The organism is Nocardioides luteus, assembly GCF_000960475.2.
Taxonomy (GTDB): domain Bacteria; phylum Actinomycetota; class Actinomycetes; order Propionibacteriales; family Nocardioidaceae; genus Nocardioides; species Nocardioides luteus_A.
Window position 1 is genome coordinate 15,531 of the sequence record NZ_JZDQ02000015.1, and the last position, 25,141, is coordinate 40,671.

General features: G+C 69.5%; 21 protein-coding genes. 13 read left to right on the plus strand and 8 right to left on the minus strand.

Going from position 1 to position 25,141, the window contains the following annotated elements:
* Window positions 1-95 precede the first annotated feature (95 nt).
* The 5 genes from UG56_RS12090 to UG56_RS12110 all read left to right on the plus strand — a co-directional run bounded on the left by UG56_RS12090 (window position 96) and on the right by UG56_RS12110 (window position 5,792).
* A complete protein-coding gene (locus tag UG56_RS12090) occupies window positions 96-1,253 on the plus strand; it encodes an ROK family transcriptional regulator (RefSeq protein ID WP_071327042.1) in 1,158 nt (385 codons plus the stop codon).
* 84 nt (window positions 1,254-1,337) lie between these two features.
* Entirely contained in the window at window positions 1,338-2,660 is a 1,323-nt protein-coding gene (locus tag UG56_RS12095) for an exo-beta-N-acetylmuramidase NamZ family protein (protein WP_071327043.1), read from the plus strand.
* 156 nt (window positions 2,661-2,816) lie between these two features.
* A complete protein-coding gene (locus tag UG56_RS12100; RefSeq protein WP_045546922.1) occupies window positions 2,817-3,071 on the plus strand; it encodes a DUF3311 domain-containing protein in 255 nt (84 codons plus the stop codon).
* Window positions 3,068-4,708 carry a monocarboxylate uptake permease MctP gene (gene mctP, locus UG56_RS12105; protein WP_218145203.1) on the plus strand — a complete coding sequence of 547 codons (1,641 nt, stop codon included), beginning with the start codon at window positions 3,068-3,070 and terminating at the stop codon, window positions 4,706-4,708. The genes UG56_RS12100 and mctP overlap by 4 nt, the downstream gene beginning before the upstream one ends.
* 580 nt (window positions 4,709-5,288) lie before the next feature.
* A complete protein-coding gene (locus UG56_RS12110; RefSeq protein ID WP_143055012.1) occupies window positions 5,289-5,792 on the plus strand; it encodes a hypothetical protein in 504 nt (167 codons plus the stop codon).
* An 89-nt stretch (window positions 5,793-5,881) separates the two neighbouring features.
* Here the strand turns inward: UG56_RS12110 and UG56_RS12115 are convergent, their stop codons facing one another.
* On the minus strand, window positions 5,882-6,490 hold the full coding sequence (locus UG56_RS12115) for a YceI family protein (protein WP_045546925.1): 609 nt from the start codon (window positions 6,488-6,490) through the stop codon (window positions 5,882-5,884).
* A 535-nt stretch (window positions 6,491-7,025) separates the two neighbouring features.
* Here UG56_RS12115 and UG56_RS12120 point away from each other — a divergent pair.
* The 4 genes from UG56_RS12120 (at window position 7,026) to UG56_RS12135 (ending at window position 11,857) form a co-directional block, all read left to right on the plus strand.
* Window positions 7,026-7,289 (plus strand): hypothetical protein, encoded by a 264-nt coding sequence (locus tag UG56_RS12120; RefSeq protein ID WP_084100980.1) that lies wholly within the window; start codon window positions 7,026-7,028, stop codon window positions 7,287-7,289.
* Window positions 7,290-7,303: 14 nt separating this feature from the next.
* Complete coding sequence (gene glmS, locus UG56_RS12125; protein WP_045546927.1) at window positions 7,304-9,127, plus strand: glutamine--fructose-6-phosphate transaminase (isomerizing); 1,824 nt, start codon at window positions 7,304-7,306, stop codon at window positions 9,125-9,127.
* A 22-nt stretch (window positions 9,128-9,149) separates the two neighbouring features.
* Complete coding sequence (locus UG56_RS12130; protein ID WP_045546928.1) at window positions 9,150-9,956, plus strand: MOSC domain-containing protein; 807 nt, start codon at window positions 9,150-9,152, stop codon at window positions 9,954-9,956.
* Between the two features lie 119 nt (window positions 9,957-10,075).
* Window positions 10,076-11,857: a DEAD/DEAH box helicase gene (locus UG56_RS12135; protein ID WP_045546929.1), complete on the plus strand. Its 1,782-nt coding sequence runs from the start codon at window positions 10,076-10,078 to the stop codon at window positions 11,855-11,857.
* 97 nt (window positions 11,858-11,954) lie between these two features.
* Here UG56_RS12135 and UG56_RS12140 read toward each other — a convergent pair whose 3' ends face one another.
* Window positions 11,955-12,593, minus strand: a complete 639-nt coding sequence (locus UG56_RS12140; RefSeq protein ID WP_052693105.1) for a permease prefix domain 1-containing protein — start codon at window positions 12,591-12,593, stop codon at window positions 11,955-11,957.
* Window positions 12,594-12,670: 77 nt separating this feature from the next.
* The gene (locus UG56_RS12145) at window positions 12,671-12,991 is read right to left on the minus strand and encodes a PadR family transcriptional regulator (RefSeq protein WP_045546931.1); all 321 of its coding nucleotides are present in this window, start codon (window positions 12,989-12,991) and stop codon (window positions 12,671-12,673) included.
* A gap of 87 nt (window positions 12,992-13,078) precedes the next feature.
* Here UG56_RS12145 and UG56_RS12150 point away from each other — a divergent pair, with 87 nt between their 5' ends.
* The 3 genes from UG56_RS12150 (at window position 13,079) to UG56_RS12160 (ending at window position 18,326) form a co-directional block, all read left to right on the plus strand.
* Window positions 13,079-15,169, plus strand: a complete 2,091-nt coding sequence (locus UG56_RS12150) for an MMPL family transporter (RefSeq protein ID WP_045546932.1) — start codon at window positions 13,079-13,081, stop codon at window positions 15,167-15,169.
* 127 nt (window positions 15,170-15,296) lie between these two features.
* On the plus strand, window positions 15,297-16,319 hold the full coding sequence (locus UG56_RS12155) for an SGNH/GDSL hydrolase family protein (protein ID WP_045546933.1): 1,023 nt from the start codon (window positions 15,297-15,299) through the stop codon (window positions 16,317-16,319).
* A 207-nt stretch (window positions 16,320-16,526) separates the two neighbouring features.
* Entirely contained in the window at window positions 16,527-18,326 is a 1,800-nt protein-coding gene (locus UG56_RS12160) for a penicillin-binding transpeptidase domain-containing protein (RefSeq protein ID WP_052693107.1), read from the plus strand.
* A 259-nt stretch (window positions 18,327-18,585) separates the two neighbouring features.
* On the opposite strand, the gene UG56_RS12165 is transcribed toward UG56_RS12160, so the two are convergent.
* The 3 genes from UG56_RS12165 to UG56_RS12175 form a co-directional block, all read right to left on the minus strand.
* Window positions 18,586-20,097, minus strand: coding sequence for a flotillin family protein (locus UG56_RS12165; RefSeq protein WP_045546934.1), 1,512 nt, complete (start codon window positions 20,095-20,097; stop codon window positions 18,586-18,588).
* A gap of 15 nt (window positions 20,098-20,112) precedes the next feature.
* A complete protein-coding gene (locus UG56_RS12170) occupies window positions 20,113-20,628 on the minus strand; it encodes a hypothetical protein (protein WP_045546935.1) in 516 nt (171 codons plus the stop codon).
* A 66-nt stretch (window positions 20,629-20,694) separates the two neighbouring features.
* Window positions 20,695-21,378: a pirin family protein gene (locus UG56_RS12175; protein WP_177191467.1), complete on the minus strand. Its 684-nt coding sequence runs from the start codon at window positions 21,376-21,378 to the stop codon at window positions 20,695-20,697.
* 45 nt (window positions 21,379-21,423) lie between these two features.
* Between UG56_RS12175 and UG56_RS12180 the strand changes: the two genes are divergently transcribed.
* Window positions 21,424-22,644, plus strand: a complete 1,221-nt coding sequence (locus tag UG56_RS12180; protein ID WP_256206579.1) for a glycoside hydrolase family 1 protein — start codon at window positions 21,424-21,426, stop codon at window positions 22,642-22,644.
* 2 nt (window positions 22,645-22,646) lie between these two features.
* Here UG56_RS12180 and UG56_RS12185 read toward each other — a convergent pair whose 3' ends face one another.
* Window positions 22,647-23,066, minus strand: a complete 420-nt coding sequence (locus UG56_RS12185) for an HIT family protein (RefSeq protein WP_008356022.1) — start codon at window positions 23,064-23,066, stop codon at window positions 22,647-22,649.
* Between the two features lie 17 nt (window positions 23,067-23,083).
* Window positions 23,084-25,084 carry an NADPH-dependent 2,4-dienoyl-CoA reductase gene (locus UG56_RS12190; protein ID WP_045546937.1) on the minus strand — a complete coding sequence of 667 codons (2,001 nt, stop codon included), beginning with the start codon at window positions 25,082-25,084 and terminating at the stop codon, window positions 23,084-23,086.
* Window positions 25,085-25,141: the final 57 nt, after the last annotated feature.

Sequence of the window (25,141 nt, forward strand, 5' to 3'; positions counted from 1 at the left end):
AAGACAGTGTGCTTTGGCACACAATGTCATGATCTTTGGATCGATACAAGTAAATCTTTGGTACGCCAAAGACATAAGTGGCGTACGCTGACCCCATGCCCGAGATGACAACCGCCGCCGACGTCCTCGCTCTGGTGCGCTCCGGGCGCGCCCTGACTCGCAGCGATCTGCAGAAAACCACCGGTCTGTCGCGTACCGCTGTGGTGTCTCGGGTCTCCGCCCTGGTCGAGGCGGGGCTGATCCTCACCGGGGAGGAGCTCGCGTCCACCGGTGGCCGGCCGCCGGGCTCGCTGACCTTCAACGCCGACGCCGGGGTCGTCCTGGCGGTGGCGATCGGGCGCTCCCGCAGCCAGCTCGCCGTCTTCGACCTCGACGGCCGCGAGCTCGCCGGCGACACGCGCGACCACGAGGTCGGGATCGCCGCCGACGACCTGATGCCCGACGTGACCGACCGGCTGGAGCGGCTCCTGGAGGGGATCGAGCCGCCGGTGCTCGGCGTCGGGATGAGCCTGCCGGGCGTCGTCGACCCCGTCCGCCGCGTCTCGGTCGACTCGCCGGTGATGCGGGGCTGGGACGGCGTCGCGCTCGACCCCTACTTCGACCGTCTCACCGACGGCCCGCTGGTGCTCGTCAACGACACCGATGCGCTGGCCACGGCCGAGCTCTTCGGGAGCGGGCTGCACCCGAAGGACGCGCTGGTCGTGAAGGCCTCGACCGGCCTCGGCCTGGCGGTGATCGCCGACGGCCGGGTGCTGCGGGGCCACGCCGGTGCCGTCGGAGAGATCGGGCACACCCGGGTCGAGTCCGCCGGCGAGCGCCCGTGCCGCTGCGGCGCCACCGGCTGCCTGGAGACCGTCGCCGCGGGCTGGGCGCTGACCCAGGGACTGGTCGACTCCGGTGTCTCCGCCGGGCACATCCGTGACCTGGTGGCCGCCGCGCTGGCCGGCGACGCGATCGCCCGTGGCCTGCTGCGGGAGGCCGGCCGCCAGCTCGGTGAGGTGCTGGCGATCGCGATCAACCTGCTCAACCCCGAGGTCGTCGTCATCGGCGGCGACATGGCCGCCGCCTTCGACCTCTTCACCGCGGGTGTCCGCGAGACCGTCTACTCGCGTTCGACCGCCCTTGCCACGCGTGACCTGACCTTCGTCCCCTCCACCCACGCCGACTCCACCGGGATGGTCGGCTGCGCCGCGGTCGCCATCAACCATCTGCTCTCGCCCGAGCGGCTCGACGCCCACCTCGCCAAGGCCTGATCCGGACCAGCGGATTTCGCTCCCCAAGCCGGCGCGGCGGGGCTAGCCTGCCAGGTCGAGGGTCACCGAGGACGGGAGCAGATCATGGTCGCTGAAGGTCCGAGAATCGCCCGCCGCCGGCTGCTCGCCGCGGCAACGATCGGTGCGGCGGGAGCGCCGGTTCTCGCCGGAGCGGCCCGGGCCGAGCCGGGCCCGATCGCGCCACCGCCGGCCGGGGACCGAGGTCGTCCGGTGACTCCCGGCGCCGACCGAGCCGCTGCCGACGACTGGTCGGTGCTGTCGGGCGAACGCGTCGGCGTCATCACCAACCCCACCGGCGTGCTGCGCAATCTCCGCAACATCGTCGACGAGATGCACGAGTCGGGGAGCGTGAGCATCGCCGGGGTGTTCGGTCCGGAGCACGGCTTCCGGGGCACGGCTCAGGCCGGCGGCTCGGAGGGCACCTTCGTCGACGAGCGCACCGGCCTGACCGTCTACGACGCCTACGGAGCGAACGTCGCGAAAATGCGCGAGCTGTTCACCACCGCGGGCGTCGAGACCGTCGTCTTCGACATCCAGGACGTCGGTGCCCGGTTCTACACCTACATCTGGACGATGTGGACGGCGATGCAGGCCGCCGTCGCGACCGGCACGCGCTTCGTCGTCCTTGACCGGCCCAACCCTGTCGGCGGAGTCGCCCGCGGACCGATGATGACCGCTGCGTACACCTCGGGCGTGGGCGCCCGCGAGATCGTCCAGCAGCACGGGATGTCGGTCGGCGAGCTGGCTCGCTTCTTCGACGGCGAGTTCCTCGAGGAGCACGCCGGTGGGCGGCTCGCTCAGCTCGACGTCGTCGAGGTCTCCGGGTGGCGGAGAACGACGTTGTACGCCGACACCGGCCTCGACTTCATCCTGCCGAGCCCCAACATGCCCACCCCCGACACCGCGCTCGCCTACCCCGGCACCTGCATGTTCGAGGGCACCAACCTCTCCGAGGGGCGCGGCACCACCAAGCCGTTCGAGCTGATCGGGGCGCCGTTCGTCGACCACCGCTGGGCCGCGGCGCTGGAGGAGGCGGGTCTGCCGGGAGTGACGTTCCGGGAGGCCTACTTCAACCCCTCGGTCAACAAGTTCGCCGGCCAGGTGTGCGGCGGGGTGCAGGTCACGATCCAGGACCGCGACCGTTTCGACCCGATCCGCACCGGTGTCGAGATGCTGGTCACGGCCACGTCGCTCTACCCCGATTTCGCCTGGCGGCAGGACTCCTGGGACACCGCCCGGCCCTTCTGGATCGACAAGCTGACCGGCTCGACGAGGCTGCGTACGCAGATCGATGCCGGCGCCACCGGCGACGAGATCGAGGCCGCCTGGGCCGACGAGCTCGCCGAGTTCGACGCCCGCCGCCGGCCGTACCTGATCTACCGCTGAGGTCGAAGGGTCCCTCCCGCGGCACAGGGTTCGACCGTTCGTCGCGGCAGATCGACCGTTCGTCGTCGTGTGGGTCGATTTGGGCTGGACAGGGGTCACCAATGTGACCAAGGTCACATCGTCCCATCTCACTTCGACAGATCTCGGAGGTGACCCATGCCGTCCTCGTCCAAGGGCTCGTGGATCCTCGTCGGGGTCCTCCTGGTCGCGGCAGCAGCACCGTGTCTCGCGGTGCCGCTGTACGCGAAGGAGGCCCCGACGCTCGCCGGATTCCCGTTCTACTTCTGGTTCCAGCTCGTCCTCATCCCCTGCTCGGTCCTGTTCACGACCATCGCCTACTTCGTCGCCAAGGCCGCGTTCCGGCGTGACCGTGACGCCGCCGGGCGCCCCTGGAAGGAGGCCGGCCAGTGAGCGCGGTGGCAGTCTCCGTCTTCGCCTTCCTCTTCCTGCTGGTCACGATCCTCGGCTTCTCCGCCGCGCGCTGGCGCAGGGCGAAGTCGATGGACAACCTCGACGAGTGGGGGCTGGGCGGCCGCGGGTTCGGTACGTTCGTGGCCTGGTTCCTCATCGGAGGCGACCTCTACACGGCGTACACGTTCATCGCGGTTCCCGCGACGCTGTTCGCCGGCTCGGCCGTCGGCTTCTTCGCGGTGCCCTACACGATCCTCGTCTACCCGATCATCTTCGCCTTCCTGCCGAAGCTGTGGTCGGTCTCGCACAAGCACGGGTTCGTCACCCCGGCCGACTTCGTCACCGGGCGCTACGGCTCGAAGTCGCTCGGTCTCGTGGTCGCGCTCACCGGTCTGCTCGCCACCATGCCCTACATCGCGCTGCAGCTGGTGGGCATGGAGGTCGTGCTCGAGGTGATGGGCCTGCAGAGCGACTCCTCGAACTGGTTCATCCGTGATCTGCCGCTCTTCATCGCGTTCGCGGTGCTGGCCGCCTACACGTACTCCTCCGGGTTGCGGGCGCCCGCGCTGATCGCGTTCGTGAAGGACTCGCTGATCTACATCGTGATCATCGTGGCGATCATCTACATCCCCTCGCAGCTCGGTGGCTGGGGCAACATCTTCGACGCGGTGCAGAACGGCTTCGACACCTTCAACAGCGAGAACGCCGACGCGATCGCCGCCGGCGATGCCGCGCCGAAGGCGCTGTTCCCGGCTGCCGCCGCGGGTCAGTGGGCCTACGCCTCCCTGGCGCTCGGTTCGGCGCTGGCGCTGTTCATGTACCCGCACTCGATCACCGGTGTCCTCTCCACGCGCAGCCGCACCGTGATCCGCCGCAACGCGGCGCTGCTGCCGGCGTACTCGTTCCTGCTGGGACTCCTGGCGCTGCTCGGCTTCGTCGCTCTCGCGGCGGGAGTGATGGTCGGTGACCCGCCGAACCCGCAGCTGGCGATCCCGCAGCTCTTCGAGGACCAGTTCCCGGCGTGGTTCGCGGGCGTCGCGTACGCGGCGGTCATCATCGGGGCCCTCGTGCCGGCGGCGATCATGTCGATCGCGGCCGCGAACCTGTGGACGCGCAACATCTACAAGGCCTACCTCAAGCCCGACGCCACCCCGCAGGACGAGGCCAGGCAGGCCAAGATCGTGTCCCTGATCGTGAAGTTCGGGGCACTGCTCTTCGTGCTGGCGCTGTCGAAGTCGTACGCCATCAACCTGCAGCTGCTCGGTGGCGTCTGGATCCTGCAGACGCTGCCCGCGATCGTCGTCGGGCTCTACACCCGGTGGTTCCACCGCTGGGCGGTCCTGGCCGGCTGGGCGGTCGGGATGGCGTACGGGACGATCGTCGCGTACGGGGTCTCCTCGCCCACCCAGGAGCACTTCGGTGGACCACTGGCGCCGTTCCCGGGTACGGAGACGCCGATCTACATCGCGCTCACCGCGTTCCTGCTCAACCTGATCGTGGTCGTCGTGCTGACCCCGATCCTGAGGGCGCTCAACGTGCCGGACGGGGAGGACGCGACCTCGCCCGAGGACTACTCGGTCGACGCCGGCGACGAGGGTGTCGTCGAGGAGCTGAGCTCGACGACGGAGGTGCGCTGAGGTCGATCGATCCTGAGACAAAGTCCCGCAAACACGCCTCAACTGCGTGTTTGCGGGACTTTTTCCTTATTTTCAGAGGAACCGCAACGTCATACCGTCGACGTACGTAACAAGTGTTGAAGGTCTGATTCGGGCCGATCTCGGGAGTGTCGATGTTGGACAAAGAGACTGTGATGGTCTCGGCGAGCAGTCGAGACGACGGCGTACGCCGCGCCGTGACGGCTCGTCATGTCCGACCTGCGACGAAGATCGAGCGTGATGATGAGCAGCGGATCCACGCAGACGATTGGACGCCGGGGGGCGTCGCCTGTGTGGATCTACCACCGGACGTGAGGCTGGCGAAGTCCATCGAGACTGCCGATCCGTCCGGTCCGATGGGTGGGGCTATGAGCGTGACCAGGACTGCGCTCGCCCCATTCGGCGGGACCCCGCTGGTGCCAGCCGCGATCCCCGTGCGCTCGGGCGCCGGGTGCAGGCGCCGACGGGGTCCCGCATTCCCACCACTCCGGGATCCCTCTGCCTAGAGGGGCGCGGAGTCCTGCGGCCGAACGGCCGCGCAACCTCACATCAGGAGAACGCGATGAACTCGAAGCTACTCGGGGGACTTCGGCGAACGGTGGCGGTGACCCTCGTGGCAGGTGGCTTGGTGGTCGCCGGTGCTGCGGTCGCCTGCGCCGACTCGCAGTCCGTTGAGCCGGACGACACCGGAGCCGCCTCGGTGGCCCGGCAGCCGATCAAGGAACCGGATCGCGGACCCGTGGGTCCGGTCACGGTGTCGGGCGAACAGGCCGGCAACGATGCGGCGGTCACGGTGACGACCGATGGGACGACGGTCGTGGTCAGTGGCCGTGCGCACGTCGAGTCCCCGGTCGACAATGCGACCGGTGGCGGTGTGGTCCACCACGACAACGACGCCCGGCCCCCGCTGCCCGGCGGGCGCGGTGTCGATCTCGACACGGACCAGGTCGGCTTCGCCGGGGGAGTCACGGGCGACTCGTCGTCCGCCGACGTCGTCGGCACCGCCCGAGTAGGGGTGCAGAAGTACTACTACGTCACGGACGCCGCGGGGTCTGACGTGCCCTGAGCGATGCGTGCGTGAGATGCGTCGGGGCCACCGGGAGAATCTCCCGGTGGCCCCGTTCACGTCCGACCGGCGCTAGCGCCGGTCGAGGCTCAGGCCTCGACGGTCTTGATCGCGGAGATGTCGAACTCGAGCTTGATCTTCTCGGAGACGAGCACGCCGCCGGTCTCGAGCGCGGCGTTGAAGGAGAGACCCCAGTCGGTGCGGTTGATCGCGACCGCGCCCTCGAAGCCGACGCGGGTGTTGCCGAACGGGTCCTTGGCGGAGCCGGTCTGCTCGAACGGGACGGTGACCGACTTGGTGGTGCCCTTGATGGTCAGGTCACCGGTGATGTTCCAGGTCTCGCCGTCGAACTCGACCTCGGTCGACTCGAAGGTGATGTTGGGGTGGGCCTCGTTCTCGAAGAAGTCACCCGAGAGCAGGTGGGCGTCGCGGTCGGCGTTGCCGGTGTCGACCGAGTCGGCCTTGATCGTGAGCGAGACCTTGGACTTGCCGGGCTCGGCGGTGTCGATCGTCGCGGTGCCCTCGAACTCCTTGAAGGAGCCGCGGACAGTGGTCACCATCGCGTGGCGGGCCGAGAAGCCCAGGCGGGTGTGGGCGACGTCGAGGGTGTAGTCACCCGAGATGTCCTCGATGGCGGCGGTCGGGGTGTCGAAGTCGGTGGCGGCGGGGGCCGTGTCCTTCTTGCTGAAAATGCCCATGGCGGGTGTGCTCCTGGAAGAATTGGTTGAAACTGCAAGCATCATAACGGGGGAATCTCGCCCAATGTTCCCGCTCTCGCCGGTGTTTCTGGCGAGGGCCGAAGATTGGTTGCAGTGACAACGCTATCCCTAAACGCATGAGGCCCGCTCCCCTGTCGGGAGCGGGCCTCAGAAGTGTTGAGCGGTTGTCAGGCAGCGTGACGCGTGGTCGCGGGTGCACTTACTTCGACCCAGCGGGCCTCCATGTGCTTACGGCCGCGGCGGTCGACGACGGGGAGCCAGCGGAGCTCGAGCCTGCTAGTCACTTCATTTCCCTTCATCAGACACCTCCTGTTCACCTTGTGTTCATCTAAGGTACCGCACCCCCACTCTCGTGTCCAAGTAGTTGGCCAGATGGCGCGGTGTGCCCCACTTGAGGAGCCGGAAAGGCACGCCAGGTGCATGCCGTGCCCCACTTTGCGGCCATGTGGCAAGTCCTGCCCGAAATCGGGCAGAAACTTGAGTCTCGTCCTGCGCGTGCCTCACAGTGGGTGGCGTGAATGCGGAGCAAGCGCTGATCGACCACCTGGTCGCCACCACCGGGCTCCCGCCCACGGAGGCGGGGAGGGTGATCGAGGACGTGGTGGCGTACTTCGACGAACCGGTCGAGGCCTACGTACGTCGCCGGCACTCACAGCTGAAGACCTACGGCGCGAAGAACGACGCGATCTTCGCGCAGCTCGCCGAGGAGCTTCGGGCGCGAGTCGTTGCCGCGCCGCGGCTGACCGAGCGCCAGCTGCGACGGCTCATCTACGGATAGGACGGACAGGACACATGTGCGGAATCGTCGGCTACATCGGGCCCCAGCAGGCTGCGGGCCTGCTCACCGAGGGGTTGGCCCGGCTGGAGCATCGCGGCTACGACTCGGCGGGCGTCGCGGTGCTGGGCAGCAGGCTCCAGGTGGTGAAGAAGGCCGGCCGCGTACGCGATCTGGTGGATGCGCTGCCGAAGCGGTTCGCCGGCAAGGTCGGCATCGGCCACACCCGGTGGGCGACGCACGGTCCGGCGAACGACACCAACGCCCACCCGCACGCCTCCGCCGACGGCCGGGTCGCGGTCGTCCACAACGGGATCGTCGACAACGCCGCCTCGCTGCGGGAGCGGCTGACCGAGGCGGGCGTCGAGCTGGTCAGTGACACCGACACCGAGGTCTTCGCCCACCTCATCGGTCTGTCGACCGCGGACACGCTGGAGGCCAAGGTGGTCGACGCGCTCTCCCAGGTCGAGGGCACCTGGGGTCTCGCCGTCGTGCACGCCGACTTCCCCGACCGCATGGTGGTGGCCCGCAACGGCTCCCCGCTGATCGTCGGGGTCGGCGACGGCGAGATGTACGTCGCCTCGGACCTGGCCGCGATCGTGCGCCACACCACCACCGTCGCCCACCTCGACGACGGCGAGCTGGCGACCGTCACCGCGACCGGCTTCACGACCTTCCGCCAGGACCTGACGACGACCACCACGACGGCCCGCGAGGTCGACGTGGACCCGTCGGCGTACGAGTACGGCGAGCTCGCCGACGAGCCGCGGATGTTCACCGAGATCCTCGAGCAGCCGTCCTCGGTCGAGCGGGCGCTGCGCGGACGGCTCGACGAGCGGTTCGGCACTGCGCACCTCGGCGGGCTCAACCTCGACCCGCGCGAGCTGCGCGCGATCCGGAGGGTGAAGATCCTCGGCTGCGGCTCCGCCTACTACGTCGGCCAGATGGGCGCAGGGCTGATCGAGGAGCTGGCCCGGATCCCGGCCGACGCCGAGGCGGCCTCGGAGTTCCGCTACCGCAACCCGATCATCGAGCCCGACACGCTCTACGTCGTCGTCTCCCAGTCCGGCGAGACGATCGACACCCTGCTCGCCGTCCAGGAGATCAAGCGCAAGGGCGGCCGGGTGCTGGGCGTCGTCAACGTCGTCGGCTCGGCGATCGCCCGCGCCGTCGACGGCGGGATCTACCTGCACGCCGGCCCGGAGATCGCGGTCGCCTCGACCAAGGCGCTGACCAACATGTACGTCGCGTTCTCCCTGCTGGCGCTCCAGCTCGGTCGTGTCCGCGACCTCTCGATCGCCGACGGGAAGCGGCTCATCGCCGGCCTGCAGGCGCTGCCCAGGCAGATCGAGGAGATCCTCAAGGGCGAGTCCCACCTCGAGGAGGTTGCGGCGCGCCTGGCCGAGGCCGAGTCGATGTTCTTCGTCGGCCGTGTACGCGGCTACCCGGTCGCGCGCGAGGGTGCTCAGAAGCTGAAGGAGATCTCCTACCGGCACGCCGAGGCCTACCAGACCTCCGAGCTCAAGCACGGCCCGCTCGCGCTCATCTCCGAGTCGGTGCCGACCGTGGCGATCGTGCCCCAGGACGAGCTCACCGACCGCAACGTCGCGGCCCTGCACGAGATCAGCGCCCGCCGCGGGCCGCTGGTCGTCGTCACCCACGCCGACGTCGACCTCGGCGAGCTCGACGCACTGCGGGTGGACGTACCGAAGAACGAGGTCGAGCTCGACCCGATCCTGCTGACCATCCCGCTCCAGCTGATCGCCTTCCATGCCGCCAAGGCGCTCGGTCACGACGTCGACAAGCCGCGCAACCTCGCAAAATCGGTAACCGTTGAGTAGCCGGGAGCGGTTGAATCGGCCCATGCGTCTGGCAGGTATCAATCTCCATCCGGTGAAGTCGACGGCGATCAGGCCGGTGCAGGAGGCGTACGTCGGGAGGGCGGGCCTCGTCGGGGACCGGGAGTGGATGGTCGTCGACGGTGACGGGAGGCTCGTCTCCGCGCGGGAGCTCCGTGAGCTCTTCACCATCGTCGCCGACACGCCGGCGACCGGCGGCGGCGCCGACCTGCGGCTGAGTGCGCCCGGGCACGAGCCGATCGAGCTGGCGATCCCGACCGAGGGCGTACGCGACGTCGAGATGTTCAACCGTCCGAGGATGCGTGTGCGTCCGGCCGGTCCGGAGGCCGACGCGTGGCTGCGCCGCGCCCTCGGCCGCGACGACCTGTCGCTGGTGTGGTGCCACGACCCGTTCCGCCGGGTGCTCGACGCCGAGGACGGGTTCACCGCCTCCGACCACGCCGCCTTCCACGACGACTCCGCGGTCTCCCTGATCACCGACGCCTCGGTCGCCGCGATCGACTCCTGGAGCGAGGTGACGATCACCGCGCAGCGGTTCCGGCCCAGTCTCCTGGTCGAGGGTGCCGAGGAGGCGTTCGCCGAGGACGGGTGGAAGGAGATCGGCATCGGACCGGTCCGGTTCCGGGTCGTCTCGGCGGTCCCGCGCTGCGTGATGACCACCATCGATCCGGTGACGCTGGAGAAGAGCAAGGAGCCGCTGCGTACGCTCGCGGTCCATCGACGGTGGGGAGGCAAGACCTGGGCGGCGGTGCACCTCGGCGTCGTCCATCCCGGCGAGATCGCGGTCGGCGACGAGGTCATCGTCTCCTGAGTGACCGGGGCCACCGCGCCGAGGAATGTCGAGATCGTGCTATAAGGGCCTACCGTTGGATGGTGAGCACCGACGTTGATTCTGCCGTATCCACCACTCCCACGTCCGAGGAGCCGAGCGTGGAGGTAGAGCAGGGTCCGACCTTCGACTCACTCGGTCTGTCCGCCGGTGTCCTCGAGGCCGTGAAGGCCCTCGGCTACGAGACGCCGAGCGCGATCCAGGCCGCGACGATCCCCACGCTGCTCCAGGGTCGCGACGTGGTCGGTCTCGCGCAGACCGGCACCGGGAAGACCGCCGCGTTCGCGCTGCCGGTGCTCTCGAACCTCGACGTCTACCAGAACGCGCCCCAGGCGCTGGTGCTCGCGCCGACGCGCGAGCTGGCCCTGCAGGTGTGCGAGGCGTTCGAGCGCTACGCGTCCAACCTCGACGGCGTACGCATCCTGCCGGTCTACGGCGGGCAGGGCTACGGTCCGCAGCTGACCGCGCTGCGTCGCGGTGTCCACGTCGTCGTCGGCACCCCCGGCCGGATCATGGACCACCTGGAGAAGGGCACGCTGGATCTCTCCCAGCTGCGCTTCCTGGTGCTCGACGAGGCCGACGAGATGCTCAACATGGGCTTCGCGGAGGACGTCGAGACGATCCTTGCCGACACCCCCGAGGACAAGCAGGTCGCACTCTTCTCCGCGACCATGCCGGCGCAGATCCGCCGGCTGTCGAAGAAGTACCTCCGCGATGCCGAGGAGATCTCGGTCAAGGCGAAGACCCAGACCGCCGCCAACATCACCCAGCGCTACCTGATGGTGTCCTACCCCCAGAAGGTCGACGCGCTCACCCGCATCCTCGAGGTCGAGAACTTCGAGGGCATGATCGTCTTCACGCGCACCAAGTCCGAGACCGAGTCGCTGGCCGAGAAGCTGCGCGCGCGTGGCTTCGCCGCGACCGCGATCAACGGTGACATCGCCCAGGTCCAGCGCGAGAAGACCGTCAACCAGCTCAAGGACGGCTCGCTGGACATCCTGGTCGCGACCGATGTCGCGGCCCGTGGTCTGGACGTCGAGCGGATCTCGCACGTGGTCAACTACGACCTGCCGACCGACGTCGAGGCGTACGTCCACCGCATCGGCCGCACCGGCCGCGCGGGCCGCACCGGCGACGCGATCTCGTTCGTCACCCCGCGTGAGCGGTGGCTGCTGCGCGCGATCGAGAAGCACACCAAGGCGCAGCCGGTGCAGATGCAGCTGCCCTCGGTCGACGAGGTCAACGCGACCCGTCTCTCCCGCTTCGACGACGGCATCACCGCCGCGCTCCAGGAGGGTGAGAAGATCGAGTTCTTCCGTGACGTGGTGCGCCACTACGTCGAGGAGCACGACGTGCCCGAGGTCGACGTCGCCGCCGCGCTGGCCGCCGTCCTCCACGGCGAGGAGCCGCTGCTGCTCGAGCCGGAGCCCGAGAAGCCCGCGTACGAGGAGCGCCGGGGTCGTCGCGACGACCGGGGTGAGCGTGGGTCCGGTGAGCGTCGGGAGACCTCGCGGTCGCGTGGCAACGGGCAGCCGCTGGCGACGTACAAGATCCAGGTGGGCAAGCGCCACCGCGTCGAGCCCCGCCAGATCGTCGGTGCCATCGCCAACGAGGGCGGCCTGCGCCGCGCCGACTTCGGCAACATCTCCATCCGCAACGACTTCTCGCTCGTCGAGCTCCCTGCGGACCTGGCTCCCGAGACCTGGAAGGCTCTCGAGTCGACCCGTATCTCCGGCAAGCTGATCGAGCTCTCCGAGGACTCCGGCGGCGGCCCCGTGCGTCGCTCGGGTGGTCGCTTCGACCGGAGCCAGGGCTCGCGCCGCGGTGCACCCGAGGCCGGCGACCGGCCCCGCAAGCCGCGCCAGAAGCGCAAGTTCGACTGACGAGAAGTCGCCCCCGTCGGCCGAAGCGTCACTCGCGTCGGCCGACTGGTCGCGTCGGTGACGTCTCGACCGACGGGGGTGACGCCTCGGCAGGGGGTCAGCAGGCGGCGAGGGTGCGTTGGGCGGAGAGGGCGACCAGGGCGAACGGGGTCGCCATGAAGGCGATCGCGGCCAGCGCGACCATCACGGTGAGACTGCCGGTGAGGGCCAGCATCGTGAGGCCGATGACCGGGATGACGACCGCGATGGCGAACGCCCAGGCCGCGGTCAGTCGTGCGGCGCGCCGGCCGATGGGAAGCCAGCGCTGACCGATCGCGGTGGCCACGAGCGCGATGACGGCGCCCAGGGCGCCGATCGTGCCGACGTACTCGATGATCGTGTCCAGCACGTTGAACAGGCCGGCATCGGGAGCCGCCAGCCGCCCGCTCGAACCCAGGTCGATGCCGTCGTCCCACAGGAACGCCTGCGGGATCATGACGAGGACGAGCATGAGGGCCGTACGCCTCGCGGCACCGATCGCGACGGTGTCGCGGAAGCCGGGAGCGATGTCGTCGACCGAGCCGAAGTCGCGCAGCGCCAGGGCTTCCGCCTCGGCGGTCGTGTAGCCGGCTGCGGCGTAGGCCTCGGTCGCGTCCTCGAGATGGTCGCCGGCCTCGCGCAGGAGGTCGCGCCGGGTCCAGCTCGGCCCGGGGATCGCGGCGCGCAGGTCCGCGAGGTAGACGTCGACGGCGCTCATGCTCACATCTTCTGCTCTCGGCGGTATCGGCCACATCAGGGAACTCCCTGAATGACAGAAGTGCCGACTCCGCAGGGTCAGGCCTCGCCGAGGACGCCGGAGACGACCTTGGCGAAGGTACGCCACTCCTGACGGTGGGCGGCGAGGGCGTTGCGGCCGGCGGAGGAGAGCTCGTAGGTGCGGCGCTTGCGACCACCGACCTCGGACCAGGAGCTGTGGAGGTAGCCGGCCTTCTCCAGGCGCCGCAGGGCGGGGTAGATGGTGCCGGTGGGGAGGTCGAGCTCGCCGCCGCTGCGGGCGTTGAGCGCCTCGATGATCGCGTAGCCGTGGAGGGGCTGCTTCTCGACGACGGCCAGGATCAGCGAGTCGAGGTGGCCACGGAGGGCGTCGGCTTTCATGTAGACAGCCTACACAACTCGTCGTACCTTGTCTCCATACGTGTTGCCTGTCTACAGGTAGGCAGGCACCAGAGAACAGGAGACACGATGACCATCCAGACGACCACGAGACCCAGTCCGCTGCGGCGGCTGGCGTCCTTCTCCCAACGCCACCACTGGACCGCGATGCTGTTGTGGGTGGTGGTGCTCGTCGGCGTCACCGCGGCGGCGCAGGGCATCGGCGACGACTACCGCAACTCCTTCGACATCCCGGGCACCCAGTCGCAGGAGATGGCCGAGCTGCAGGCGAAGCACGGCGGGTCGGCCGGTGACGAGTTGCGCGCGGTGATCCATGACGAGCGCGGCTGGGACACCGACCAGCAGGCGGTGGATGATCTGCTCGCCGACCTCGCCGACGCCCCGCATGTGGCCCACGTCGAGGCGGCCGATCCGCAGCTCGGGTCGGTGAGCGAGGACGGTACGACGGCGCTGGTCACCGTCGTGATGGACGCCAACCCCGGTGAGCTCCCGACCAGTGCCTACGAGCCGTTCCTCGAGATCGCGGACGACGCCACGACCGGCGATCTCCAGGTCGAGATGGCCGGCGACTCGATGCGCGAGGTGAGCGCAGGCGAGGGTGGCAGCTCCGAGGGAATCGGGATGCTGGCCGCGCTGGTGATCATGCTGTTCATGTTCGGCTCGTTCCTGGCGGCGAGCCTGCCGCTGATCACCGCGATCTTCGCGGTCGGCACGACCTTCGGTGTGGTCACGCTGCTCTCCCACCTGACCACGATCCCGGACTACACCGCGCCGATGCTGATGATCGTCGGTCTCGGGGTGGGCATCGACTACGCGCTGCTGGTCTTCTCGCGCTACCGCAGCGAGCTGCTCCACGGCGCCACCCGCGAGGACGCCACCGCGACCGCGATCGACACCGCCGGCCGCTCGGTGCTCTTCGCCGGGGTCAGCGTGATCCTGGCGCTCTGCGGCCTCTACGTGCTCCAGCTGACCTCGATCCAGGGCGTCGTCCTCGGGGTCGCGCTCACCGTCCTGATGACCATGATCGCCGCCGTCACCCTGCTCCCGTCGCTGCTGACCTTGTTCGGCAAGCGCCTGGAGAAGTCCGTACGCCGCCACGCCGCCCGATCGCGCCGCGAGCCCGGTCAGCGCTGGCGTGCCTGGGCCGGCGGCGTCCAGCGGCACCCGTGGGCCGCGCTGGTCGTCTCCCTGGTCGCCCTCGGTGCCCTCGCCACCCCGGTCCTCGGCCTGCAGCTCGGCTTCGCCGACGCCGGCAACGACGACCCCTCCTCGACCACGCGGAAGGCGTACGACCTGGTCAGCGAGAAGTTCGGTCCCGGGGCCAACGGTCCCCTCGTGATCATGACCGAGGGCTCGCAGGGGCTGGCGGCCGCGGCGTACGAGAAGGTCCAGGGGTACGACGGCGTGGCCGCGGTGACGCCGCCGCAGCCGTCGGCCGACGGCGAGGTGTTCACCTCCATCGCCTTCCCGGAGACCGGACCGCAGGACGCCGAGACGACCGAGCTGGTCGAGGATCTCCGCAACGACCTCGGCGGCGACGTCCTCGTCGGTGGCTCGACCGCGGCGCTGATCGACTACTCCGACGCGGTCGGTGAGAAGCTGCCGCTCTTCATCGGGCTCGTGGTCGGGCTCTCCGCGCTGCTGCTGATGTGTGTCTTCCGTTCCGTCGCGGTGGCGATCAAGGCGGCGGTCCTCAACCTGATCTCGATCGGCGCCTCGATGGGGGCGATGACGTACGTCTTCCAGGAGGGGCTGCTCGGGGTCGAGCCGGGTCCGATCGAGGCGTTCCTGCCGGTGATGACCTTCGCGATCGTCTTCGGGCTCTCGATGGACTACGAGGTCTTCCTGATCTCGCGGATGCGCGAGGAGTGGCTGCGCAGCGGCGACGCCCAGCAGGCGGTCCGGGAGGGGCTGGCGCACACCGGCGGCGTCATCACCGCGGCCGGCGCGATCATGGTCGTCGTCTTCGGTGCGTTCTGGTTCAGCCCGGACCGGATGCTGCAGGAGATGGGCTTCGTAATGGCGGTGGCGGTGCTGCTGGACGCGGTCGTGGTGCGGTGCCTCGTGGTGCCCGCCGTGATGCGGATCCTCGGCGCCGGTGCGTGGTGGCTGCCGCGGTGGCTCGACCGGGTCCTGCCGCGTCTCCAGAACGTGGAATGAACCCGGGTAAGCGGGTTCCGGACAGTTACTTGGACGTGAAACAAATTTCCTGCGGACGGGCGTGAGGGCGCGTACAACCGAAGAGAAGGGCCGCACCCCCAGCGGTCCCCGGCTTTCGGGAGTTGCCATGAACGGTTCCATCTTCCGCCTGTCCACAGTCCGCCTCGCGGTCTCCCTCACCTCCATCGCCCTCCTCGGCGCCGGCCTCGCCGCCGCCCCCGGCTCCCCAGCTTCAGCGGCTGGGGAGCCGTACGTCGCGCTCGGCGACTCCTACTCCTCGGGAGTCGGCACGCGCAGCTACATCTCCGACGGCACCTCGTGCAAACGGTCGACCCTGGCGTACCCGAGCCTGGTCGCCGCGGCGAAGAGCTACAGCCTCAACTTCCGCGCCTGCTCGGGCGCGAAGGTCCCCGATGTCCTCAACACGCAGATCAGCGCGCTGTCGACATCGACCCGGTACGTGACGATCTCGGTCGGCGGCAACGACGCCGGCTTCGCCGACGTGATCACCGAGTGCGCCTATCCGGCCTGGGCGAGCGACTGCGCGGGCGCCGTCGCGGGCGCGCAGAGCTACATCCGCAACACGCTCCCCGGCAACCTCACGACGCTCTACTCCAGGATCCGCTCGGCCGCGCCGTACGCGAAGGTGGTGGTCGTGGGCTACCCGAAGCTGTTCATGGGCGAGGACTGCAACGCGGCCACCTGGTTCAGCCCGGAGGACGAGACGATGCTCAACGACACCGCGGTGCTCCTCAACAACACCACGGCGTCACGGGCGAGCGCCGCCGGCTTCTCCTACGTCAACCCGATCAGCCGGTTCACCGGGCACGCCGTCTGCGACGACGTCGAGTGGATCAACGGTCTCTCGAACCCGATCGAGGAGTCCTATCACCCCAACGTCGCCGGACAGCGTGACGGTTACACGCCCCTGGTGAGCACGCCGCTCACCGGCGCCGCGGTCACCGCGACCCCGGCAGTGCTCGCCGCGGCCGAGGCATCCGGTCCCGCGCAGGCCGCCAAGCAGCAGAGGTACGCCGCCCTCGACCGCCACATCGAGCCGGAGGTGTTCCAGCCGCCGACCCGTGAGCGCCTCCAGAGGCGCGCGGACCAGCGCGGGATCGATCTGGACAGCTGGCTGGCGACGCACTGACCTGACGGCTGTGGAACGGTTGTGAAGCCGAGCGTGGCCTATCGGTCACTCTCGGCTTCACAACCTCCGCGTTGGACAGGTGTAACCCAATCTTGGGGGCGGGGCTGATAGAACCGTTCCATGCGAGTATCCCGGGGCATAGCGGCCCTTGCTGTTGCCTTACCGCTGCTTGCGGCCTGTGGTGGGGACAAGGACCTGGGGCCGAGCATGTCGAGCCTGACCACCGCCCTGGAGACCGGCACGTTCACGAAGGTCGACTTCGTGGCCAAGACCGATCCCGCGTCCGTCGCGGCGGACTACGCGGATCTGACCGGCAACCTGTTCGGGAAGCTCGGCGCGCCCGACGTGTCCGCGACCAAGCCGACCTTCACCGGCCACGGCACCGACAGCGCGAAGTCGACGCTCACCTGGGCCTGGGGCCTGCCGGGCGGCCGGTGGACCTACGAGTCGGAGGTCGAGCTCCGCAAGACCGATGAGACGTGGGAGTTCGTCTGGGAGCCGACCGTCGTCGCCCCGGCCCTCGCCGAGGGACGCAGCCTCCACGTCGAGACCGTCCAGCAGCAGCGCGGTGAGATCCTGAGCACGTCCGGAGCGACCCTGGTCGCGGACCGTCCGGTCGTCACCGTGGGCATCGACAAGACCCTGATCGACCCGGTGGCGGCGCCCGCGGCCGCCCGGGACGTCGCCGCGATCGTCGGCATCAACCCGAAGCGCTACGCCAAGCGGGTCAAGGCGGCCGGTGACAAGGCGTTCGTCGAGGCGATCTCGATCCGCAAGCCGATGATGACGAAGACCAAGGCCGCGCGGATCGCCAAGATCAAGGGTGCCGCGATGCTCAACCGCACGCTCCCGCTGGGTCCGACCAAGGAGTTCGCGTCCCCGGTCATCGGGATCGTCGGTGAGGTGACGGCCGAGATGATGAAGAAGCATCCCGGCACCTACCTCCCGGGCGACCTCGCCGGGCTCTCCGGGCTGCAGGCGCGCTACGACGAGCAGCTGCGCGGGAAGCCCGGGCTGCAGGTGGCGGTGCTCGGTGACGAGGGCGAGGTCCTCAAGCGGCTCTACAGCACCGATCCGGTCGACGGGAAGTCGCTGACCGTCACCCTCGACGAGCGGCTGCAGAAGAGCGCCGAGAAGATCCTGAAGCGCATCAAGCCCGAGAGCGCCCTGGTGGCGATCCGGCCCAGCGACGGCGCCGTGCTGGTCGCCGCCAACGGCCGGGACAACAAGATGAACCTGGCCACCTACGGCCAGGCCGCCCCGGGCTCCACCTTCAAGGCCGCGACCACGCTGGCCCTGCTGCGCAAGGGTCTCAACCCCAAGAGCCAGGTCAGGTGCCCGGCCAAGGCCACCGTCGACGGCAAGACCTTCACGAACGACTCGTGGTACCCCAAGTCGGCCCTCGGGGAGATCACGCTCGCCCACGCCGTCGCCGAGTCCTGCAACACGGCCATGGTCGGAGCCGCGAGCGAGGTCGGCCACGCCGAGATCGCCTCGGCCGCCGCCTCCTTGGGCTTCGGGATCGACCGCGACGCCGGCTTCACCTCCTACTTCGGACAGATCCCCGAGCCCGCCAGCGAGACCGAGCACGCCGCCGACGCGATCGGGCAGGGCAAGGTGCTCGCCTCGCCGCTCGTGATGGCCGCCGTCATCGGCTCCATCCAGAGCGGTCACACCGTGGTCCCGAACCTCGTCGAGGGCCAGGTCGCCAAGCCGTCGGGCATCGAGCCGCTCGCCGCCGACGAGGCCGAACAGCTGCGTACGATCTTCCGGGGTGTGGTCACCGACGGCACGGGCAGCGGCCTGGCCGACGTGCCCGGCAAGCCGGTGATCGCCAAGACCGGCACGGCGGAGTTCGACCGCAACGGCAAGCGCCTTACCCACACCTGGATGATCGCCGCGCAGGGTGACCTGGCCGTGGCGGTCTACGTCGACGAGGGCGAGAACGGTGCCGCCACCTCGGGGCCGCTCGTCGAGGCGTTCCTGCGGATGGTCAACGAGCGCTAGCGACCCACACATGAGATGTGGCCCGGCCGTGAGGCCGGGCCACATTCGATTTCCCTCGGTGCTTCTCTACCGACGGGGGGAACAGTAGAGAAGCTCAAGGGGCGAGCCTGGCGGCCTTGCGGCCGCGAGGCCCGGTCGAGGCGTGGAGTGCTCCCTCCCTACGTCGACGTGGATACATAACCAGACTTGTTCTTGGCTGTCACGTTTATGCCCCATTTCCACACGATTGGTCACCAAGCGTGGGGAAGGTGTGGATCGGTCACTGACCGGCGGGGATCTCCGCGGTGCCGTTCTCGGCGGTCTTGTCGGTCTTGTCGACGGCCTTGCGGAGCAGCGACCCGAGATCCACGCCGGTGGTGGTCTTGAGCATGTTGAGGGTCTGGACGACGTTGTCGTTGACCTGCTTCGGGATGGCGCCCGCACCCTCGGTGGAGAGGACGGTGAGGCTGTCGATCGCGCTGATCGGCGCGGCGACCTCCTTGGCGATCCGGGGCAGGACCTCGATCAGCATCTGCAGCACGGCGGCGTCGTTGTAGGACGCGAACGCCGAGGCGCGCTTGTCCATCGCCTCGGCCTCGGCCTGTCCGACGGCCAGGGTCGCGGCAGCACTCGCCTCACCCTCGGCCCGGGTCGCCTCGGCGCCGGCCAGACGCAGCGACTTCTGCGCCTCACCGCGCTTGGCACCCTCGATGGCCTCGGCCTCGGCCAGCGCGGCACGGCGGGCCTTCTCCGCCTCACCGGTGAGGCGGGCCTGCTCGGCGTCGGCCTCGGCCGCGGCGATCGTGGCCGCCTTGCGGGCCTCGGCGGCGGCGATCTCGGAGTTGCGGCGGCCCTCCGCCTCCTGCTCGACGCGGTAGCGCTCGGCGTCGGCGGGCTTGCGGACCTGCGTCTCGAGCTGTCGCTCGGTCAGTGCCGCCTGGCGTACGGCGACCTTCTCCTGCTCGGTGAGGATGGCCTGGTCGCGGTCGGCCTGGGCCAGCGGCCCGGAGGCGGCGGCGTTGGCGGCGGCCGCGTCGGTCTCGGCCTTGATCTCGGCCTGCTTGAGGGCGAGCGCGCGCTGGGCGATCGCGATCTCCTCCTCGGCCTTGATCCGGGCCTGCTCGGCGGCACGACGGGCCTCGGCCTCGGCGATCGAGGCGGCCTGGGTGATGCGGGCGGCCTCGGGACGGCCGAGGTTGGCGAGGTAGGAGCCGTCGTCGGTGACGTCCTGGATCTGGAAGGTGTCCAGGATCAGGCCCTGGCCGGTGAGGCTCGACTCCGACTCGTCAGCGACGCGCTGCGCGAAGGCGGCCCGGTCACGGATGATCTGCTCGACGGTGAGGCCACCGACGATCGAGCGCAGCGCACCGGCGAGCACCTCCTGGGTGAACGGCTCGATCTCCTCCTGCTGGGAGAGGAACCGCTGCGCGGCCAGCCGGATCTGGTCGGCGTTGCCGCCGACCTTCACGATCGCGACACCGTCGAGGTTGAGCTTGATGCCCTGCCCGGAGACCGCACCGCGGATCTGGACCGAGATCCGGCGCGAGGAGAGATCCATCGTCGCCAGCTTCTGGACGAACGGCACCACGAAGACGCCGCCACCGAGGACGACCTTCTGGCCCGACAGGTCGGTGGTGAGCTGGCCGGTCTCGGGGTTGAGGACAGCCTTGCCCTTACGGCCGGTGACGATGAAGGCCTGGTTGGGCCCGGCGACCTTGTAGCGGCTGGTGACCAGCAGCAGGAGCAGGATGAGAAGTACGACAAGGCCGGCGATCGGCACCAGCAGTTCCATGAGGACCCCTTCAGGTCAGGAGGTGATCTCGCGCCAGGTCGGCGCGACGGTGACTGCCGTCGGTGAGAGGACGCCGGTCACGTGCACGGGCGTGCCCGGCGTGATCGGCTCGTCGAGGTCGGGCGACTTGGCGTTGTAGGTCACCGTGTGGCCCCCGAGGGCGACCCGCACCACACCGAACCCGCCGGCCGGGATCGTGGTGATCACCGCGGCGTCGAGCCCGACGGCGGCGTCGCCCGAGGGCACAGCGTCGGTGTGCTCCTCCTTCAGCAGGCGGGTCAGCCACAGCGCGAACCAGGCGAAGAGCGCTCCGCCCAGGGCTCCGATCCCGATGGCCGGGATCGTGCCCAGCGGTCCGACGGCGAGCGCGCCGCCGAACCCGAAGGCGGACACGAATCCGCCGATCGCGGCGGTCGAGAACCAGTCGGCATCGAGCGCGCCGCCGAGGAAGCCGTCGAGGAGGTCGCCGATCACCAGCGACACCAGCAGGAGGCCCAGCCCGACGGCTCCGATGATCAGGAACGTCGTCACACAATCCTCCACACTGAGCAGCAGTCTGATGCGGACTTTATCCGTCGCTACTCGGCCTTGTCCGCTCTATTCGAAGGTCCAGAGAAGTAGCTCGGTCGGTACGCCCGCACTGACCGTGAACTCCGGCGGAAGATCCTCGCCGGCGGTGATCTCGAAGGCGTCGCCGGCGGTGAGTGGCTCGGCCATCCCGCTGCGCAGCAGAGCGCCCGACGCGACGTGGAGATGGCGGAGCCGACCCTCTGGAAGAGTGATCTCGGCGGGGCCGTCGGTGCCGACGTGGCCGACCCGCAGCGACCCCTGGTCCAGGCGGACCGCCTCGACCCAGTCGCCCTCGACCGGGGCGACGTCGTGGACGGCGTACGCCGGTTCCCCGGTGCTGCCGGCGACCCAGACCTGGATGAACCGGGTGCCGGAGGCCGTGGCGAACTCGGAGTGGTCGACGCCGTCACCCGTGGTGAAGACGCCCACCTGGCCGGGGGAGACGGTGCCGGTGGTGCCGGTCGAGTCGGTGTGGGTCACCTCGCCGGAGAGCGGCCAGGTGACGATCGTGACGCCGGCATGGTGATGGGTGTCGAATCCCTCCCCGTTGCGCAGCAGGTGCTCGTCGTAGGCCACGATCGGGCCGAATCCCACCCGGCTGGGGTCGTAGTGGGGGCCGAAGGAGTAGGTGTGCCAGGTAATTTTTCCTGGCCTGAGGCCGGGGGGACGTTCCGTGAATCGGGCGGTTCCTCGGCGGATCTGGGCAGTCACAGTCATGATTGTGCCGTGGCGTTTCCCAAGTTCCCGACTGGCTTCGTGTTCGGCACTGCAGACGCCACCCGGCCGGGGGGCGAGCAGGATGTTGCGCTGCTCAAGCGTCTCGGTGCGCCGGGATACCGGTTCGCGGTCTCCTGGCGTGAGCTCCAGCCGGGTGGTCGCGGTGTCTTCGATCCCGAGGCCCGCGCTCGTTACGACCGCCTGGTCGACGAGCTGCTCGAGGCCGGCCTGCGCCCGTCGGCCACGCTCTACGCCGGTGAGCTTCCGGAGCCGCTGGCCGCCGACGGCGGCTGGCTCAACCGCGCCACGGTCGATGCCTTCGGCGTCTACGCCGAGATGGTCGCGGACCTGATCGGCGACCGGATCCCGGAGTGGGTGCCGGTCCAGGATCCCAACGTGGCCGGCTATCTCGGCTACGGCCTCGGCACGATCGCGCCCGGCCGCCGTGCCGGCTGGGGCGTCGTCGCCGCGATGCACCACCTGCTCCTCGCCCACGGCCGCGGTGTGCAGGTGCTGCGCGCCGCCGGAGCCGGGTCGGTCGGCTGCGCGAACCACCACGAGCCGATCTGGCCGCTCTCGGAGGACCCTGCCGACGTCGGTGCGGCGAAGCTCATCGATCTGGCCTGGAACGCGGTGCCCCTCGAGGCGATGCTGATGGGCCGCTACCCGCGCGATCTGGCCGGTCTCGCCGACGAGGTCGTGATGCCGGGCGACATGGCTGTGATCCGCTCGCCCCTGGACTTCTACGGGGTCAACTTCTTCGCCCCGCAGCGCATCGGCGCCTCCGCCGAGGGAGACGACATCCCGTTCCGGATGGTGCCGCTCGTCGGCTACCCCGCCACCGACACCGGCTGGGGCGTGGTGCCGACCGCGCTGCGGGAGTGGCTGATCATCACCCGATCCCGCTATCGCGCCGCGATGCCGCCGATCGTGGTGACCGAGTGCGGTGCTGCGTACGACGCTCCGGTGGTGGACGGCGAGGTCGACGACCAGGCTCGGATCGACTACCTCGAGGCACACCTGGAGGCGGTCTCGGCCGCGATCGAGCGCGGTGTCGACGTCCGCGGTTTCTACGCCTACACGCTGCTCGACCGCGACGGCTGGGAGGCCCCGTTCACCGGCAAGGACTGGGAGGACGGCGTCGGCGGGAAGTACGGTCTGGTGCACGTCGACGCCGCCGGAGTGCGGACGCCGAAGCGCTCCTTCGGGTGGTACGCCGACATGGTCGCCGCCCACGCCGAAGGCGCGCCGACAGGCTGAGCCTAGAAGGCGAGCTTCTCGCCGATCGCCCGGATCGCGTCCAGGTCACCCGGGTGCGGCACCCAGGGAAGCGTGAGCGAGTCCTTGGACTTGTCGGTGTAGCGCGGGATTACGTGGAAGTGCAGGTGGAAGACGGTCTGCCACGCGGCCGGCCCGCAGTTGTTGAGCACGTTGACCCCGTCCGCCTGGAGCACGTCGACCGCCCGCCTCGCGACCGCCTGGGCGGCCTTCGCGGTCGAGGCGTACACCGCCGGGTCGGCCTCCAGGACGTCCTTGGTGTGCGTCTTCGGCACCACCACCGTGTGCCCTTCAGCAGCAGGCGCGATGTCCATGAAGGCGTACGTCTCGTCGTCCTCGTAGACCTTCGTCGAGGGGATGTTGCCCGCGACGATGTTGCAGAACAGGCAGTCGGGATCGCTCATGCCCCGAGGCTATCGGGTCACAGGCCCGCGGCGACCTCGGTTCCCTGCTTGATCGCCCGCTTGGCGTCGAGCTCGGCCGCGACGTCGGCGCCACCGATCAGGTGCCAGTTCTCGCGCTCGGTCCACAGGTCGCGCACCGACTCCTGCCCCGCGCAGAGGATGATGTGGTCGACCTCGAGCGTGTGCGGCTCGCCGTCGACGGCGTAGTGGAGGGTGACGGCGTCGTCGCCCGCCTCGATCTTGTCGTACGTCGCGCCCCGGACCTGCTTGACGCCGTCCTGCTTCAGGTGGGCGCGGTGGGCCCAGCCGGAGGTCTTGCCGAGACCGATGCCGATCGGGGTGGTCTTGCGCTGCAGCAGGGTCACCTGGCGGGCGGGGGCCTCGAGGACCGGGGTGGTGAGGCCGCCGCGGAAGGTCGCCGGGTCGCCGACGCCCCAGCGGGCCTTCCACTCCTCGAGGGTCTCGGGCTGGTGGGTCAGCCAGGCGGACACGTCGACGCCGATGCCGCCGGCGCCGATCACCGCGACCCGGCGCCCCGGGACGACCCGGCCGGCGAGCACGTCGGCGTACGTCACCACCCGGTCGTCCTCGGAGCCCGCGATCCGCGGGAGCCGTGGGGTGACGCCGGTCGAGACGATGACATGGTCGAAGGGCTCCAGGTCGGCGGTGGTGGCCTCGGTGTCGAGGCGTACGTCGACGCCCAGCACCTCCAGGCGCCGGCCGAAGTAGCGCAGCGTGTCCTTGAAGTCCTCCTTGCCCGGCACCGCCATGGCGAGGCGGAACTGGCCACCGATCTCCGGGGACTTTTCGAAGAGGGTCACCGCGAAGCCGCGCTCGGCGGCCGAGGTGGCGGCGGCGAGGCCGGCCGGACCCGCACCGACGACGGCCACGGACTGCTTGAGCTTGGTCGGGGAGAGCACCAGGGTCGTCTCGCGCGCGGCGCGCGGGTTGACCAGGCAGGAGGCGGCCTTGTTGGCGAAGGCGTGGTCCAGGCAGGCCTGGTTGCAGGCGATGCAGGTGTTGATCTCGTCGGTGCGACCCTCGGCGGTCTTCTTGGCGAACTCGGGGTCGGCCAGCAGCGGGCGGGCCATCGAGACGAGGTCGGCCTTGCCGGTCGCGATCGCGGAGTCGGCGAGCTCCGGGGTGTTGATCCGGTTGGAGGCGCAGACCGGGACGTTGACCTCGGCCTTGAGTCGCGCGGTCATGTCGAGCCAGGCGCCGCGCGGGACCTGGGTGATGATCGTGGGCACCCGCGCCTCGTGCCAGCCGATGCCGGTGTTGAACACCGAGACCCCGGCGTCCTGGAGCGCGTAGGCGAGCTCGATCGTCTCCTCCCAGGTCTGGCCGTCCTCGACCAGATCGAGGATCGAGAGCCGGAAGATGATCGGGAAGTCGTCACCGACGAGCTCGCGGCTCCGTCGGACGATCTCGACCGGGAACCGCATCCGGTTGGTCGCGGTGCCGCCCCAGCGGTCCTCGCGCTGGTTGGTGCGCTCGGCGAGGAACTGGTTGATCAGGTAGCCCTCCGATCCCATGATCTCGACCGCGTCGTAGCCCGCCTTCTTCGCCAGCGAGACGCTCTTGGCGAAGTCGTTCACGGTCGCGTCGACGGCCTTGTCGGAGAGGGCCGCGGGCTTGAACGGGTTGATCGGCGCCTTGACGGCCGAGGCGCTGACCGAGAACGGCGTGTAGGCGTAGCGGCCCGCGTGCAGCACCTGCATCGCGATCGCGCCGCCCTCCTCGTGCACCGCGCCGGTGACCCGGCGGTGCTGGGCGGCGTGCAGCCGGGAGCTCATCTCGCTCGCGAACGGCTTGAGCCAGCCGCGCTTGTTCGGTGCGTAGCCGCCGGTGATGATCAGCCCGGTGCCGCCCCGTGCGCGCTCGGCGAAGTAGGCCGCCAGCTTGGGGATGTCCCACGCGTGGTCCTCGAGGCCGGTGTGCATCGACCCCATCACCACGCGGTTGCGCAGGGTGAGCGACCCGATCGTGAGCGGGGAGAGCAGGGATTCGTACGCCATGGACGTATGCTACTCATGAGTAATAAGAAGCGGCCAGTGCCGGTTCCATTTAGCATT